At 35.3% G+C, this 15881-nt stretch carries 15 protein-coding genes; all 15 read right to left on the minus strand.

Annotation, left to right across the window (positions count from 1 at the left end):
* Nucleotides 1-114: 114 nt before the first annotated feature.
* Nucleotides 115-594: a sigma-70 RNA polymerase sigma factor region 4 domain-containing protein gene (locus N8M20_RS06535; protein WP_261079492.1), complete on the minus strand. Its 480-nt coding sequence runs from the start codon at nucleotides 592-594 to the stop codon at nucleotides 115-117.
* Nucleotides 595-714: 120 nt separating this feature from the next.
* The gene (ftsH, locus tag N8M20_RS06540; RefSeq protein ID WP_261079493.1) at nucleotides 715-2673 is read right to left on the minus strand and encodes an ATP-dependent zinc metalloprotease FtsH; all 1959 of its coding nucleotides are present in this window, start codon (nucleotides 2671-2673) and stop codon (nucleotides 715-717) included.
* Between the two features lie 15 nt (nucleotides 2674-2688).
* On the minus strand, nucleotides 2689-3231 hold the full coding sequence (hpt, locus tag N8M20_RS06545) for a hypoxanthine phosphoribosyltransferase (protein ID WP_000892176.1): 543 nt from the start codon (nucleotides 3229-3231) through the stop codon (nucleotides 2689-2691).
* Between the two features lie 4 nt (nucleotides 3232-3235).
* Nucleotides 3236-4513 carry a tRNA lysidine(34) synthetase TilS gene (tilS, locus tag N8M20_RS06550; RefSeq protein WP_261079494.1) on the minus strand — a complete coding sequence of 426 codons (1278 nt, stop codon included), beginning with the start codon at nucleotides 4511-4513 and terminating at the stop codon, nucleotides 3236-3238.
* On the minus strand, nucleotides 4510-5778 hold the full coding sequence (locus tag N8M20_RS06555; RefSeq protein WP_001224745.1) for a serine hydrolase: 1269 nt from the start codon (nucleotides 5776-5778) through the stop codon (nucleotides 4510-4512). The genes tilS and N8M20_RS06555 overlap by 4 nt, the downstream gene beginning before the upstream one ends.
* Nucleotides 5771-5893 carry an SP_0009 family protein gene (locus N8M20_RS06560; protein WP_049524858.1) on the minus strand — a complete coding sequence of 41 codons (123 nt, stop codon included), beginning with the start codon at nucleotides 5891-5893 and terminating at the stop codon, nucleotides 5771-5773. The genes N8M20_RS06555 and N8M20_RS06560 overlap by 8 nt, the downstream gene beginning before the upstream one ends.
* A gap of 4 nt (nucleotides 5894-5897) precedes the next feature.
* On the minus strand, nucleotides 5898-6266 hold the full coding sequence (locus tag N8M20_RS06565) for a septum formation initiator family protein (RefSeq protein ID WP_060806045.1): 369 nt from the start codon (nucleotides 6264-6266) through the stop codon (nucleotides 5898-5900).
* Nucleotides 6259-6525 carry an RNA-binding S4 domain-containing protein gene (locus tag N8M20_RS06570; RefSeq protein ID WP_001234978.1) on the minus strand — a complete coding sequence of 89 codons (267 nt, stop codon included), beginning with the start codon at nucleotides 6523-6525 and terminating at the stop codon, nucleotides 6259-6261. The genes N8M20_RS06565 and N8M20_RS06570 overlap by 8 nt, the downstream gene beginning before the upstream one ends.
* 57 nt (nucleotides 6526-6582) lie before the next feature.
* Nucleotides 6583-10098, minus strand: coding sequence for a transcription-repair coupling factor (mfd, locus tag N8M20_RS06575; protein ID WP_261079495.1), 3516 nt, complete (start codon nucleotides 10096-10098; stop codon nucleotides 6583-6585).
* Nucleotides 10099-10668: an aminoacyl-tRNA hydrolase gene (gene pth, locus N8M20_RS06580; protein ID WP_261079496.1), complete on the minus strand. Its 570-nt coding sequence runs from the start codon at nucleotides 10666-10668 to the stop codon at nucleotides 10099-10101.
* Nucleotides 10669-10740: 72 nt separating this feature from the next.
* Nucleotides 10741-11856, minus strand: a complete 1116-nt coding sequence (gene ychF, locus N8M20_RS06585; RefSeq protein WP_001218713.1) for a redox-regulated ATPase YchF — start codon at nucleotides 11854-11856, stop codon at nucleotides 10741-10743.
* A gap of 84 nt (nucleotides 11857-11940) precedes the next feature.
* Nucleotides 11941-12135 carry a DUF951 domain-containing protein gene (locus tag N8M20_RS06590; RefSeq protein ID WP_000285186.1) on the minus strand — a complete coding sequence of 65 codons (195 nt, stop codon included), beginning with the start codon at nucleotides 12133-12135 and terminating at the stop codon, nucleotides 11941-11943.
* Between the two features lie 64 nt (nucleotides 12136-12199).
* Complete coding sequence (gene dnaN, locus N8M20_RS06595; RefSeq protein ID WP_261079497.1) at nucleotides 12200-13336, minus strand: DNA polymerase III subunit beta; 1137 nt, start codon at nucleotides 13334-13336, stop codon at nucleotides 12200-12202.
* Nucleotides 13337-13494: 158 nt separating this feature from the next.
* A complete protein-coding gene (gene dnaA, locus N8M20_RS06600; protein ID WP_023944973.1) occupies nucleotides 13495-14856 on the minus strand; it encodes a chromosomal replication initiator protein DnaA in 1362 nt (453 codons plus the stop codon).
* A 213-nt stretch (nucleotides 14857-15069) separates the two neighbouring features.
* On the minus strand, nucleotides 15070-15828 hold the full coding sequence (locus tag N8M20_RS06605; protein ID WP_261079498.1) for a ParB/RepB/Spo0J family partition protein: 759 nt from the start codon (nucleotides 15826-15828) through the stop codon (nucleotides 15070-15072).
* Nucleotides 15829-15881: the final 53 nt, after the last annotated feature.

Here is a 15881-nt window from a genome sequence, read left to right on the forward strand (position 1 = left end):
CTTAACCCCTTGACCAACGGACCAGAGTTGTTATTTTCAACTCTTACTATTATACCGACTTTTTATTTTTTGTCAACACTTTTTTTAACTTTTTTTACTTTTTTGCATGAATTCCTAATGAGCACGGATGTCAAACTCTTTAAACACAATACGTAAGTCTCTTAACACTCTTTGACGCCCTCGGAAACGTTCATTTCTTAAGACGCGTTCTAACTCTTCTCGTTGCTCTTTAGTTTGTTTGTTTCTATAATCTCTTAGTGTCTCATGAAAGAGATAATAATCGTCTAACCATAGACCGCCCTCACTTATACGATGACTAATCTCACCCACTTCTTCATAAAGCTCTTTATCATATCTTCGTTTTTGACTTTCTTGTTTACGGATATAGTCTAGAACCCGATTTCGAAACTTGGTTTTGAAATATTTACGTAAGCGTGGAATATCTTCAACTAATCCTTCTTCTTTACTAATCAATTCATGTAGACATATCATTCCCTCTTGATCCCAATCTGATAGCTCCCACAAATGAAGGTAATATTCATTTCTACACTTATATACAATTCCCTGCACTTCTTCATACAATTCTTTAAGCATAATCTTCCCCTTTCTGTGTACAGTCTAACAAATTCAAAAACACTTTTGGCACATTTCATCCATTCTGCACCCTTTAGTTCCTCAACTGCACAAAAAAGAGAGGTCTTGCCTCTCTTTGGGTTATTTCTCGTCATTCATTTTTGACTTTACTTCATCATAGGATAGTGCATGAGATTCCTCTTCTACTGTTTCAGGCATCTTTCCTGCTTCATAAAGAGATTTAATTTGTGTACTATCCAATGTTTCGTATTTCAATAATGCTTCTGCAATCAACTTGTGAGTTTCACGATTTGACTGAATAATTTCAGCAGCTTTATTTCGTGCTTCATTCAATAATGAACGAACCTCTTCGTCAATTTCATAAGCTGTTTGTTCTGAAATTGATTTTTGAGTGCTTTGTGCACCAAACATGGCATGATTACCCTCATATTGTACCGGACCAAGTTTTTCACTCATACCGTACTCTGTAACCATTGCACGCGCCATTTGTGTCGCTTGTTCAAAGTCGTTTGAAGCTCCTGTAGTTTGGACATTAAAGATAATTTCTTCAGCTACACGTCCACCCATTAAGCCAGCCAATTGCTCTTTCATATCTTCTTTAGATAGAAGCATTTGATCTTCCTTAGGAAGTGCAATCATGTAACCACCTGCACGACCTCTTGGTACAATTGTAACCTTATGGACAACGCGGGCATTCGATAAGACTAGACCAACAATGGTATGTCCTGCCTCATGATAGGCAACCAATTCACGTTCTTTTTGTGAAACAGTCTTATCTTTCTTAGAAGGACCAGCAATCACTCTATCTTCTGCTTCATCAATATCTGAGGCATCAATTACCGATTTATTGCGACGAGCAGCAACTAAAGCTGCTTCATTCAAGACATTCTCTAGATCAGCACCAACAAAACCTGGAGTTTGTTGAGCCACTAATTTCAAATCAACATCTTCTGCTAAAGGCTTGTTCTTAGCGTGAACTTTCAAGATTGCTTCACGACCTTTAACATCAGGACGGCCAACCAATACTTTTCTATCAAAACGTCCTGGACGCAAAAGGGCAGGATCAAGTACATCTGAACGGTTTGTCGCAGCGATGACGATAATCCCTTCATTTCCCTCAAAACCATCCATCTCAATCAAAAGTTGGTTCAAGGTTTGTTCACGTTCATCATTACCTCCGCCGAGACCGACTCCACGTTGACGTCCAACAGCATCAATTTCATCGATAAAGATAATAGCTGGTGCTGCTTTTTTTGCATCTTCAAAAAGAGAACGAACACGACTAGCTCCAACTCCGACAAACATTTCTACAAAGTCAGAACCTGAGATACTAAAGAATGGAACACCTGCTTCTCCGGCTACTGCCTTAGCAAGCAAAGTTTTACCTGTTCCTGGAGGTCCCTCCAAAAGAACACCTGCTGGAATACGGGCTCCAAGTTTTGTAAATCGTTTTGGATCTTTTAAAAATTCAACAACTTCAACTAGTTCTTGTTTTTCTTCCTCAGCTCCAGCAACATCTGAAAATCTTACTTTAATATCTTCTTTATTTGTGGCTTTTGCCTTACTACGTCCAAAACTCATTGGGTTACGGCTATTATTTCCTCCCATATTTCCCATCATAGAGAACAGGAAGAAGAATAGAATACCGAATGGCACAATTGATACAAGAATATTAATCCACATACCACTTGAACTTTCATGCTTAACAGTTACTTCTGCCTTATGGTCAGAAGCAAGTTTTTGCAATTCTGATACTGTAGTATCTGAAGGAAGAATAATACTTGAAAATTTCTCTACTGTTGTAGCAGAAGGAGAAAAGAACTGGATACCTGTTTCTTCTTTACTTGTTTTAGGATTTTTATAGACACCCGAAACCTCGATAACACTTCCATTTGGTTGGTAGGTTAATTCTTTTACGTTGTCATCGGTAATTTCTTTTACCAATTCTGTATAATTAATTTGCTCACTTTTCCCTGCAACACTACCTGTACTAAAATACTGATAACCTGTAACTAGGAGAAAAATAAGTAATAACCATAGAAAAGGATTTTTAATTAAACCATTATTTTGTTTTTTCATTAAAAATTGTTCTTTCTAATTTGAATACACTTCTTCTTTCAATACTCCAACATAAGGAAGGTTACGATAATTTTCTTTGTAGTCTAAACCATAACCTACTACAAACTCATTTGGGATAGTAAAGCAGGTATAGTCTGCCTCAATTTCTACAACACGTCCTTCTGGTTTATCCAACAAGGTTGCAATGTTAACAGAAGCTGCTTCTCTTGCAATAAACATATCTCGCAAATTCTTCAAAGTTTGACCTGTATCAATGATATCTTCTACAAATAGAACATGTCTTCCTTTGATATCTTGAGTCACATCTTGTTTAATATTGATAACACCACTACTTGCTGTTCCACCATGGTAGCTAGAAACCATCATGAAGTCCATTTCAATATGTGTATCGATATGTTTGACCAATTCAGCCATAAAAGGAATAGATCCTTTTAAAATCCCAACTAAAATTGGATTTTTTCCTGCATAGTCTTTAGTGAGTTGAGCACCTAATTTTTTAGCAGCTTCTGTAATTTCATCGTGTGAAACGAGGATTTTTTTAATATCGTTTTCTAACATTTTTTTACCTATCTATTTTTTCTATATAAAGTACAGTGTTCATTATATCATTTTTCGTGTTTTTACTCAAATTACTGGTCGCAATTCCCAAAATTGAAATAATTTCACCAAATTGCTCAATAATCAGTGCAGATTTTCGCTTTTCCATAGGGATTTTCAAATCAATAAATAGACGTCTAAGTTTTTTTCTATGCCCATTTTGAATCAAAACATCTCCTGTTTTTCGATGACGAATGTGTATGGATGTTTCGCGTGAAACAGGTATTTGTTGAATTGATTCACCTTCTAAAGGAAGTCCAAAGGAAAATAAATAACCTTGGTAAGATACCTGATTTTGATAGTGTAACACAAGTTCATCTTCCTTTTCATCAGACTGAGGACTGATTTTACAAATCTTAAACCATTGGTACTCTTTTATCAATTCATAGCCATTTTTAAGTAAATGACGATACTGGCTTTTAGATTTTAAAATTTGCCGAACTTCAGCAAACTGCGCTTTTGTAAGATTCAAATCTGGAAAACGATTCAGATAAGTTTGAAGTAAAACTCTTTGTGTAGACTCAGAGTAAGACAATAGCTGCTCTAAATTTTCTACATCAATATTCTTTGATAATTCAGCTATTGCCAAATCATAATCTAAAATTTCATTGCCGATACTTAAGATTGCATCTCTAAATCGAGGATTTTCTTTTTCTAATTCTGGTAAATAAGAATTTCGAATACGATTGCGAAAATAATGATTTTCCTTATTTGATGTATCTTCAAAGTGAAAAATTGGTGGAAAGTCTTTTTTCTGAAAATGCAAGAAGGGCCGAATGATTTCTATCTCTCCGACTACTTGCTTCTCCTTAATTCCTGATATATAGCGCAAACGAGTACCTCGAATCAAACGCATTAAAATCGTTTCCACCTGATCATCCGCATGGTGGGCAGTGACTAAGGCTGTCGCACCTGTCTTTTTCATGACCTCTTGAAAAAAATCATAACGAAAATGTCGAGCACGAGCTTCTGAAAATTCACCTAAAAAATTGCTGATATAAATAGGAAGCTCTGCTTCAGCAGCCAACTTCCTTAATTCCTTTTCTTCCCAATCTGATTCTACTCTCTGCTTATGATTCACATGGGCTAGAATCAATTCAATTTCTAACTCTTTTTGATAAGTAGATAATACCTTAAATAGAAACATAGAATCTAACCCACCAGAAAGAGCTAGCACCACCTTAGTATGCTTTTTGAAATATCCCTTCTTGAGAAAATGATTTAAAAAATCTTGTTCCCTCATTTTAGAACCTCATAAACATCCTTGGATATCTGAGAAATTGTATCATAATCAGAATTCTTAGTGAAAATAGAAAGAATAAATGGAGAATCTGCGTAGACAACACCCGTATCATGCTTAAATTCGTCCGCATCCCCAATTTTATGAGCTACCTTCACAGAAACACCTTTGGCAATTCGCTGATTATCAAAATCTGTTTTAGTCAAAGACTCTAGCACAAATCCATTTTGATTATAAATAGCTTCCATGACCTTCCCGGCCATCTTGGAAGAAATCAATTTTTCTTTTGGATCCCAATCATCTCCCATAATGGCAGACATCTTGGATTTGAATGTGGCATCAGATTGGTTTGAAATGTAATAACCCAATATATTATGAGCTACATTATCAGATTCTTTAGATACTTTTGTGATTAAGTCCTTGAGAGAATACTCTTTATTATCCTCTTTTTTAGGAAGACTACCACTTCCCTCTGGTTTATAAGAACCTGGAAAATCATTGACTTCAGATACGTATTTTACAGTCGTATCTAACTGATAAAGACCCTCATTTATTTTTTCTTGCGCATAATAGAGATAAGGGAGTTTCAAAACACTAGCTGCATACATCTTTTCATCTTGATTGATACCAGCTTCTTTTCCAGTAGTCAGTTGCTTAACATAAATAGAGAATGAATCCTTCTGATATTTTTCCGATAACATTTCTTGGACCTTACTCATCCGATTGTCTTCTTCAGAAGTTGATTCTTTAGCTACCCATCCAACCTGATCAATATGTAGAAATTCTCTTCCTTCTACAAACATGGTCTTGTCAATCGATACTTGCGAATAAGCTGATAAGGATGATTTCACTTCTTTTAAGTCATAAGGACTATTGTACAGCTTAAAATCAGATTCTAACCATACTTTTTTTATTGTTGGAGTTACCTCTGATTGATCATATAAAAATCGTTTGTCCGCAGCTATAAATTGATGATTTGATAGCTTAAATACCGGAATTCCTTGTTTATTTAAGCGCCACTCGGTTATTTGGAAACTTGTTTTGGGAGTCAATTTTCCAGATTCCACTACTAAATCTTCATTCGCATAAACAGGAACCTCTCCATAAACCATGGGAAAACTTAGCTTTTCTCTAAAATAAATACCAAAGTCAGATTGTGAAAGGTAATAAATTTCTTTCGAAGTATAGACGACTTCTTTTTCTGTGCTAACGACTTTTGAAATGGTCAAAAAACTTGGTAGCAACAAAATAATTAAGAATTTACGCATTCTTCCTTTCCTTTTCTTCTTGTAAACGCAATAATTGATTTTTATCAGCCAACTCTTCCAGCTTTTCATCTGATAAACTCAAAAATTTCTCAATTACGTCTAGTAAATTTTCCATTTTATCACCTTTGAAGCAAGTCAGGAATCGTATAAACTATTTCCCTCGACTTAGAATAATAGTACTTCGCTCGTGTATATTTGGCAGCATAATCCTCATCTTTCAACTTGGTAGCAAATGCTGTCTCCTTATCCTTTTCATCACTCAAAGTTTGATACTGAGTTTGCAAGTCTGATAATTGCTGACGTCTTTGGAGTAATTGCTGATAACTCTGCGCTAAATTAAAAGTTGGCAAGATAAATAATAGCATAATCAAAATCAATACCCACCCCATAAAACGATTCCGTTTTTGTCGTTCTTTCATCAGATAGCGACGACGTTGATATTCATTTTGAATAAAAGAATTATTCAATTGTACAATATTTTTAGACATTTTCTTCTACCCGTGTTTCACTGATAATTTCATACATGCCTGCTGCATCTTCTTTTTTTGTACTATCTTTCATCTCTAGTACTTTGACAAGTAGCAACTTATTGCCAAAGCGAATTTCAACTTGGTCATTAACTTTCAAATCCGTTGAACTTTTGGCCAAGATTCCATTCACCTTGATTCTGCCTTTATCTGCTACTTCTTTTGCGACTGTGCGACGCTTGATAATTCGCGATACTTTTAAATATTTGTCTAATCTCATCCTTATTACCTCAACTTATTATTGTACCATTTTTATCTATTTTATAGAAGAAAAATATCAAATGGAATTTTCTTTCTTAGACTCTTTTATCTCTAATAAATTTTCTCCAAAAATCAGCAGACCTTCTAAAATTTCATAATCTTTCTTATTTTGGACATCAAATACAAGCTCCATTAATCCCTTATTCTCAGCGATGCCTGCTTTTAAATTCGTTGCGGATAAAGCTTTAAAATAATCTTGAGCTAAAAACAGTCGTTGAGTGACTTTTTCAAATTGAACTGTAATTTTATTATCTTTTCTTTCCACACGTTGAACAAAGACCTTGTCCAAATATGACTTGACTAAACCAATCTCTAAAAGATAGGCTACTACATCTGGGTATTCTCCAAAACGGTCTATCAACTCCTCTTGTAACTCTTCATAATTGACACGGTCGTCAATTTGACGAATTTTCTTGTAAATTTCAATCTTATGTCGTTGATCAGAAATATAAGTATCAGGAAGATAGGCATCAATTTGCAAAATCAACTCAGCATTCCCTTTGGTTCTTGTGTTAGTGTTAGCGTTAGCATTACCGTTTCGTTTGACAATAGCTTCCTCTAATAACTGCGAATACAATTCAAAACCAACAGAATCAATGAAACCAGACTGGGATTTTCCTAGGAGATTCCCTGCTCCACGAATCGAAAGATCTCGCATAGCAATCTTAAATCCAGATCCCAATTCTGTAAATCCTTTAATCGCTTCTAATCTCTTCTCGGAGACTTCACTGATTGATTTTTCTGGACGATACATGAGATAAGCATAAGCAATACGATTACTACGACCGACTCTTCCTCTTAACTGATACAAGGTTGACAAGCCCATATGATCTGCATTTTCAATAAACAAGGTATTGGCATTTGGAATATCCACCCCTGTTTCAATAATGGTAGTCGTCACCAAAATATCGTATTGTCCCTCAATAAAGTCTAATAGAGTATTTTCCAACTGGATTTCACTCATGCGACCATGAACATAACCAATCGAAGCCTCTGGAATCAACTCCTGTAATTCTGAAATCTTCTGGTCAATCGTGTCAACTTTATTGTAAAGGTAGTAAACTTGACCTCCACGCTCCATTTCACGCAAAACAGCATCACGAATGACACTTTCATTCTTTTCCAAAACATAGGTTTGCACTGGATAACGATTAGTCGGCGGAGTTTCAATAACAGACAAATCTCTGATTCCCAGCATAGACATATGGAGGGTACGAGGGATTGGAGTAGCGGTCAAAGTTAGGACATCCACTTGTTTCTTCAGTTCTTTCAAGGTTTCCTTATGCTTGACACCAAATCGCTGTTCCTCATCAATAATCATCAAGCCTAAATCAGCAAACACAACATCTTTTGACAAAACACGATGTGTTCCAATTAAAATATCAACTTGACCGTTTTTCAATTTTTCAAGTGTTTCAGTCTGCTCTTTTTTACTTCTAAAGCGACTCAACACATCAATATTAACTGCAAAATTTTGGAATCGTTCCTTAAAATTGGTATAGTGCTGTTGCGCTAAAACCGTCGTCGGAACTAGAACGACAACCTGTTTGTGATCATTGACTGCCTTAAAGGCTGCACGCATAGCAACTTCAGTCTTTCCAAAACCAACATCTCCAACTAAAAGTCGATCCATGGGATGAGAATCCTGCATATCCCTCTTGATTTCCTCAATACTACGCAGTTGATCATCCGTTTCAACATAAGGGAAGGCATCATCAAAAGCATCTTGATCCTCATCATCAGCTGAGAAAGCAAACCCCTTCAACTGGCTGCGTTCAGAATAAAGTTTAATTAAATCGTCAGCTATATCCTCTACCTGGTTCTTAACTTTTTGCTTTGCTTTTTTGAAATGACCATCATTTAATTTATTTAGTTTAGGTGCTTTACCGTCACTTGAAACGTATTTGGAAAGTAGATGAATCTGTTCCACTGGGATAGAGATTAGATCCCCGTTTTGGTATTGAACACTGACATAATCACGGTGAATCCCTTTGATTTCAATTGTTTCAATCCCTAGATATTGACCAATTCCATGGATATGGTGAACAACATAATCTCCTTTTTCAAGTTCATTGTAATCTTTTAATCTCTCTGCGTTTGAAACATGTTGTCTTCGAAAACGACGTTTCAATTTCTTTTGAAAAATCTCATGTTCAGTTATCACCAGAATTTTTTCATCTACAAAATGAAAACCATGTCTGAGATTGCCCTCGATTAAGTTTACAGATTCTTTACATATGCTTGACTTATCTCTGGAATCCAATTTAATCTGGTATTCCTCTAAAACATCCTCCAATGTTTTACTTCCCATTGAATTGCTAGACTGCAGGATAATAGTATAATTCATTTTTTTGTATCGTTCAATTTCTTCTTTTAGAAAAGAAAATTGATTGAAAAACTCCTGCATAGGATATTGATTAAATTGATAAATTTGGTCAAACTTGAGATTTCCTAGCCCCTTTTGAAGATTAGAGAAAAAGGTCACCGGACTTTGTTTTTTATAGATTTGCTCTGTATCAGCAAAATACTGCATCTCAGAAAATGCTTTACTGTTCTGTAATTCTTCTGTAAAGTACTGCGCTAATTCTCTTTCAAAGACTTCATACTGATTCATCAATTTTTGATAATCATCAAAGAATATTGGTATGTCTTTTTCAATATAATCAAAAATAGTCCATGTCTTGTCATAACACAAAGATAAAAATTTCCGGGAATCAGAATGAATTTGTTTTTGGTGAAAACTTGAAAGAATTTCTTCTAGATAGGATTTCAAAATCGGTGATAACGTTTTTGAAATTTGTTTTTCTAAAGCTGACCGACCTCGTTGATAATCCTTTTCTCTCAAAATTATGTCGCTAGCTGGAAAGATAGTGAGTTCTGTCTGATTTTCTTTCGATAATTGTGTTTCGACTTCAAATAACCTAATACCATCGACTTCATCACCAAAAAACTCAATTCGGCAAGGTTCTAACTGGGATATTTCAAAAATATCTAAAATATCTCCTCGCAGACTAAATTCGCCCTGAGTTTGTACTTGTGTAACTTTTCGATAGCCTATCTCTTTTAACTGATGGATAAGTGCGTGTTGGTCATATTCTTCACCAACTGCAATTTTTATAATGCTTTCTTTAAATCCAGTCGGAGAAGGTAAAAACAATCGACTTGTTGCAATATTACAAACTAAAATCCCTTTCTTAGATGAATCAGTCAAAAAACGCAAGGCTTCAACCCGTGAAATGATTTTTTCTTGTGAAGACATCAAAAACTCGACCATAGGGGAGTCATCTACCAAAAATGGATAGACCAGTTCCTCACCCAAGATAGAGATAAGATCACTAACAAGTCCTTCTGCTTCTCCATAAGTTGACGTCAGTAAAACAATCTTATCTTCTTTTTCTAAACTGCTTGCAATTGCTAAAGCTTTTGTAGAAGTTGACAAACCTAAAATTAATTGTCTTTTTTTATCTGTTAAATTTTGATGCCATTTTTGGATCTGATCATTTTCTGAGAATAAATCTAATAAGGTCACCATTTATCCGTTATACCTCTGCATCGTTTTTTCAAAGTTTTTCTCTTGTAAATAGTAGTTTACAGAATCGTCAACCTTGTCAATAGACTGTAAAATACCAATATAATCATCCTTGTCAAACTTACTCAAAACATGGTTAACAACTGACATTCCATTTTTAGGTCTTCCGATTCCAATCTTAACACGATTAAAGGTCTGAGTCCCTATATGTTGAATAATAGACTTGATACCATTATGACCACCCGCTGAGCCTTTTGTTCTTAAACGAATCTTTCCAACTTCCATGTCAAGATCATCGTAAATGATGAGTAAATCTTCAATATCCAAACCATAATAAGTCAATAAAGCATGAACTGCTTTTCCACTTTCATTCATAAAGGTCGTTGGTTTGACAAGATAAATTTTTTCTCCATTTAGGAAAAAGGATGCTAGGTCAGCTTGAAATATCTTATCGTGTGTAAAAGTGACATTCTGTTTCTTCGCTAGTTGATCAATCAACATAAAACCAACATTGTGTTTGGTCTCAAAATATTTATCCCCTGGATTTCCCAAGCCTACAAGTAATTTAGTCATTTATTTTTCCTTTCAAAAGCCAAAAGGGTTGGAATTTTTTTCCAACCTAAGTGACACTATTCATTAAATTTTTTAGACATTAAAGCGGAATTCCATGATATCGCCATCTTGAACGATATATTCTTTTCCTTCTTCACGCAAGCGCCCAGCTTCTTTTACGGCTTTTTCAGATCCGTATTTCACTAGATCCTCATATGACATGGTTACTGCACGAATAAATCCTTTTTCAAAGTCTGAGTGAATAATCCCAGCTGCTTGAGGAGCCTTCATACCACGTTTGAAAGTCCAAGCACGAACTTCTTTTTCACCAGCTGTGAAGTAAGTTCCCAGTCCAAGTAAGTGGTAAGCTGCACGAGTCAACTTGTCAACGCCTGATTCTGTCAATCCAAGTGCTTCAAGAAACTCTTGCTTGTCTTCTTCGTCTAACTCAGAGATTTCTTCCTCAGCACGCGCAGAAATAACAACTACTTCAGCATTTTCTGTCGCTGCAAATTCACGAATTTGTTTAACATAGTCAATAGAGTCAGGTTCTGAAACCACATCCTCGTCCACATTAGCAACATAGAGCACTGGTTTAGTCGTTAACAGGAAGAGACCTTTGACAACCTTTTGTTCCTCATCTGTAAATTCAATAGTTCGAGCTGATTTTCCATCTTCGAGGACTGGTTTAATCTTTTGAAGAACATTAAACTCAGCTACTGATTCTTTATCTTTTTGCGTACGTGCCATCTTTTCTACACGCGCATATCGTTTGTTCACTGATTCTAAGTCAGCAAGAATCAATTCCAGATTAATTGTATCAATATCTGCAAGTGGATCTACAAAGGCGTCTTCACGTCCTTGCTCACGCATAACATTTTCATCATCAAAAGCACGAACTACATGAACAATCGCATCTACTTCACGGATATTGGCCAAGAATTTATTCCCTAGTCCTTCTCCTTTTGAAGCTCCTTTTACAATCCCTGCAATATCTGTAAATTCAAATGTTGTTGGAACTGTCTTTTTAGGAGTAATCATTTCAGTCAATTTTTGTAGACGTTCATCTGGAACTTCCACCATTCCAACGTTTGGGTCAATAGTCGCAAATGGGTAGTTAGCTGCCTCTGCTCCTGCTTTTGTAATTGCATTAAATAGTGTTGATTTACCAACGTTTGGCAAACCAACGATACCTGCTGTTAAAGCCATATTTTCTCATTCTCCGTTTTCATTTCAATCCCTAATATTATAACACAAAAAGGGAAAACTTGCTAACCCTCTAACTAAGGGGTCTCAGTCAATAATTTTATTCATTTTTCGATCAAAATCATAGCGCCCCATCATGACAACATGGTCACAATTGCTACATTTAATTTTGATATCTGCTCCTACACGTGTAATTTCCCAACGATTGGCCTTTTTACCTGTTGACTTGATGGTGCAAGCATGTGGTTTTTTCATTTCAACAAAATTTCCAACTTGATACATACTACTCTCCTTTTCTTTTTCGATTATATCATAAAAGAGGCGAGCTAGGCTCAACCTCTTTCACTTAATTTGTACGAACTGGTGTAATGAGCTGCATGAAGTCCTCATCAGTGTCTGCTGGCACAAGAGTAAATGGACGAACAGCTGAGATAAAGCTAATGGTCACCTTTTCGCTATTTAAAGCTTTAAGAGAATCAATCAAGTAAGTTGGGTTGAAACTAATAGTCAAATCTTCACCAGTCACCTGATCAGTATCGATTTCTTCGTTTACTTTACCAACTTCTGGAGAATGAACATGGGCGCTAACAATACCACCTTTAATTTCAAGCTTCACAGTACCATTTTGAGTCGCACTTGATAAAAGGCGAGCACGCTCCATTGACTGACGTAAGTTTACCACATCAAAAGTAATAGTAGTGTTAAAGTCTGTTGGAATCAAACGATCTGTGTCAGGATAGTTTCCTTCTAACAAACGTGTGTAGAAGCTAATATTTTCGCTTCTAAAGAGGATTTGATTGTTAGCAAAGAAAATCTCTACAGTTTCAATATCATCTGTAAATACCGCTGAAAATTCGCGTAGAGAACGGCTAGGAATTACGACATCAAAATCATCACTATTTTTCTCAAGCATTAATTTTTTCTGGCTTAGACGATGAGAGTCTGTTGCCACTGTTTTTAGCTCCTTATGCTGACTCAATACAAAATGAACACCTGTTAAAATTGGACGACTTTCTTGTGTACTTGCAGCAAAAGCTGTTTCATTGATAATTTTCTTGAGCAATTTTGTTTCAAGAACCAAAGGAGTGCTTGCTGAAATTTCTTGGATTCGTGGATACTGTTCACTATCTTTTCCTTTTAAGGTAATTTCTGATTTGCCGCTGGTTAAAACAATTTGATTTTGTTCAATTTCTTTAAAATCAAGAGTTACATCAGGTAGACTAGATACCACATTGATAAAGAAAGAAGCTTCAAGAAGGATCGAACCTAAAGAAGTAATAAATAGACCAGCATCTTCATTTTTTTGAGAAATAAAATTTTCAATTGAAATTTGACCATTTGAACCAATTAAAGTAACACCTTCATTGGTCACGTCAATTTTGACAGTTGATAAAATAGGAATGGCATTTTTAGAACTAATAGCTCTCTTAGTTGTATTTAAGGCTTGTAGAAATAAATTTTTATTAATTGAAAAATGAATCATGGATTCTCCTTTATTTATTTTTAGTATTAGAAGGATAATAGTAATAATAGAGTCTGTGAAATCTGTGGAAAACAGACTTTAAACAAGTCATATCAAGTTTTTTGGCTTGTTTAAAAAATGTGGATAAAAAAGATAAAAAAGCGAAAGTTATCCACAAGTTATTTTATTTTCTTTTTGATTGATTCAATTTCTAAACGTAAATTATCGTCTTCATCAATCAAAGATTTAATTTTTGCATGGGCATGAATGACTGTTGTATGATCTTTTCCTCCAAATTCCTTCCCAATTTTTGGAAGACTATTATCTGTTAGTTCTCTAGATAAATACATGGCTACTTGACGGGCTAACACAATATTTTGAAGGCGTCTGCTTCCCTTCATTTCTTTGACGCTAACACCATAAAAGTTACCAACTTCATTTTGGATTTTGTCAATTGGGATGACGAGCATTTGGCTAACATCTTGTTTGCGAGCTCTAATAGCTTCTGCAGCAATATCAATAGTGATATCCTTGATTTTTTTTACTCTGGCAATTAAAGTGATGTCGTTGATAGCTCCCTCAAGATCTCGAACATTTGAATCAAATTGCCCAGCTAGGTATTCTAGAGTATCACTTTGGAAATTGTAGCCTAAATGTTCCGTTTTACTTTGTAAAATGGCAATACGTGTTTCAAAGTCAGGGGGTGTGATAGTTTGTGTCAATCCCCAACTAAAGCGCGTGACAAGCCTCTCCTCGAGCCCTTCTAGATGTTTTGGACTTCGATCACTGGTTAGGACAATCTGTTTTTGCTTGTCATGAAGGGCGTTAAAGGTATTGAAAAATTCTTCCTGAGTTGCGACTTTTTTTCCGCTGAGTGACTGGATATCATCGATTAACAAAAGATCAAGACTACGATAGGTTTTTTTAAATTTTTCCATTTCCCCAAGCCTTAAGTGATCAAGAAAGTCATTAATAAAGCTTTCAGCAGGTATGTATTTGACACGCGCATTTGGAATATTTTTTAGAATTTCATTTCCAATAGCGTTTAACAGGTGAGTCTTACCAAGCCCAGGTCCTCCATAGATAAAAAGAGGGTTATAGGTCAGAGCCAAATCTTCAGAGACAGCTAAAGCGGCTGATACAGCCCAAACATTTCCATCCCCTTGGATAAAATTATCAAAGGTATACTTTTCTTTTAACCCCGTATCCGAATAAGGAATAGATGCTAACTTTGGACTATAGTCATAAAGAGTTGAATTTGTAGCTTCTTCAACTTGTGAGATAGCCGTATCTTGAGGTTTAGTGAAAATATAGTGGGGAGTTATCTCAGCATCATAAATTTCAAATCCGGCAACTACAATAATATCTTTTAGTTGTTTTTCCCAGACCATTTCCATTTCAGATCGTGGTAAAAATATAGTGGCAACATTTTCCTCTACCTTGATGAGTTCAGCTTGAATAGCATAGAAATCATACATGGATCGAGTCAGTCTTTCTTGAGCAAATTCTAATATACGATTCCAAAATTGTTTTTCTTTCAATCATTTCTCCTCCTTTACTATTTAAAAGTTTAATACTAGACCTATTTTACCATAGAGAACAAGAATTTTCCACAAGCTGTGAAAAATAATCCACAATGTTACCAAGTTTTATCCACAGGTTGGGGATAAAAGCAGAAACTTTTGATTTATTAAGCTTTTTGTTAAAAAAAAATAGTGGATAACTTTGTGAGATAAAAAAATAAAAGAACAGCCTTATTTCAGGCTGTTGATAATTCTACTGTATTCTTCTTGATTTGAAAAAGAAATAATAATTTTTCCACTATCTTTTTTAGACAGTTTAATCTCTACATCTAATCCGAGTAGTTTTTTTAACTGTTCTTCTTCATTCTGTATGAAATGATTCGTTTTTTGAAGTTTCTTTTGTTTTTTCTCTGTCAGAAGAGCTTCTAATTTTCTTACAGAAATGTCTTCTTCTATAATTCGTTGAAAGAAATAGTCTTGTTGTTCCTTATTCAACCCAACGAGAGAACGCGCATGGGCTTGTGATAGTTTACCACTTTCTACTTCTGAAAGGATCTGTTCTGGCAAGGACAGCAAGCGAATGGAGTTGCTGATATAAGGACGAGACTTACCCATTTTATCTGCAATTTCAGCATGGGTAAATCCTTTCTCTACAAGAGATTCATAGGCGCGTGCTTCTTCTATTGGATTTAAATTTTCTCTTTGCAAATTTTCAATGATGGACTGGACCATCATCTCTTGATCTGAAAGCTGTTTAACAACAGCTGGGATAGACGTTAGACCAGCTAAAAGTGAAGCCCGATAGCGTCTCTCTCCTGCAAGGATTTCATAACCAATAACAGGAGATTGACGAACAATAATCGGTTGAATGACCCCATTTTCTTTAATAGACTGTGCTAGTTCATCTAGTTTTTCTCTATCAAATTCTTTTCGAGGTTGATAAGGATTTTTTTGTATATCCGTGATAGAAATCATTTCAAATTTTTCCATGATTCTACACTAACACATCTTTTCTCTTATGTAAAGCTTTCTTTACATAGATG

The organism is Streptococcus mitis, assembly GCF_946190275.1.
Lineage (GTDB): Bacteria > Bacillota > Bacilli > Lactobacillales > Streptococcaceae > Streptococcus > Streptococcus mitis_DC.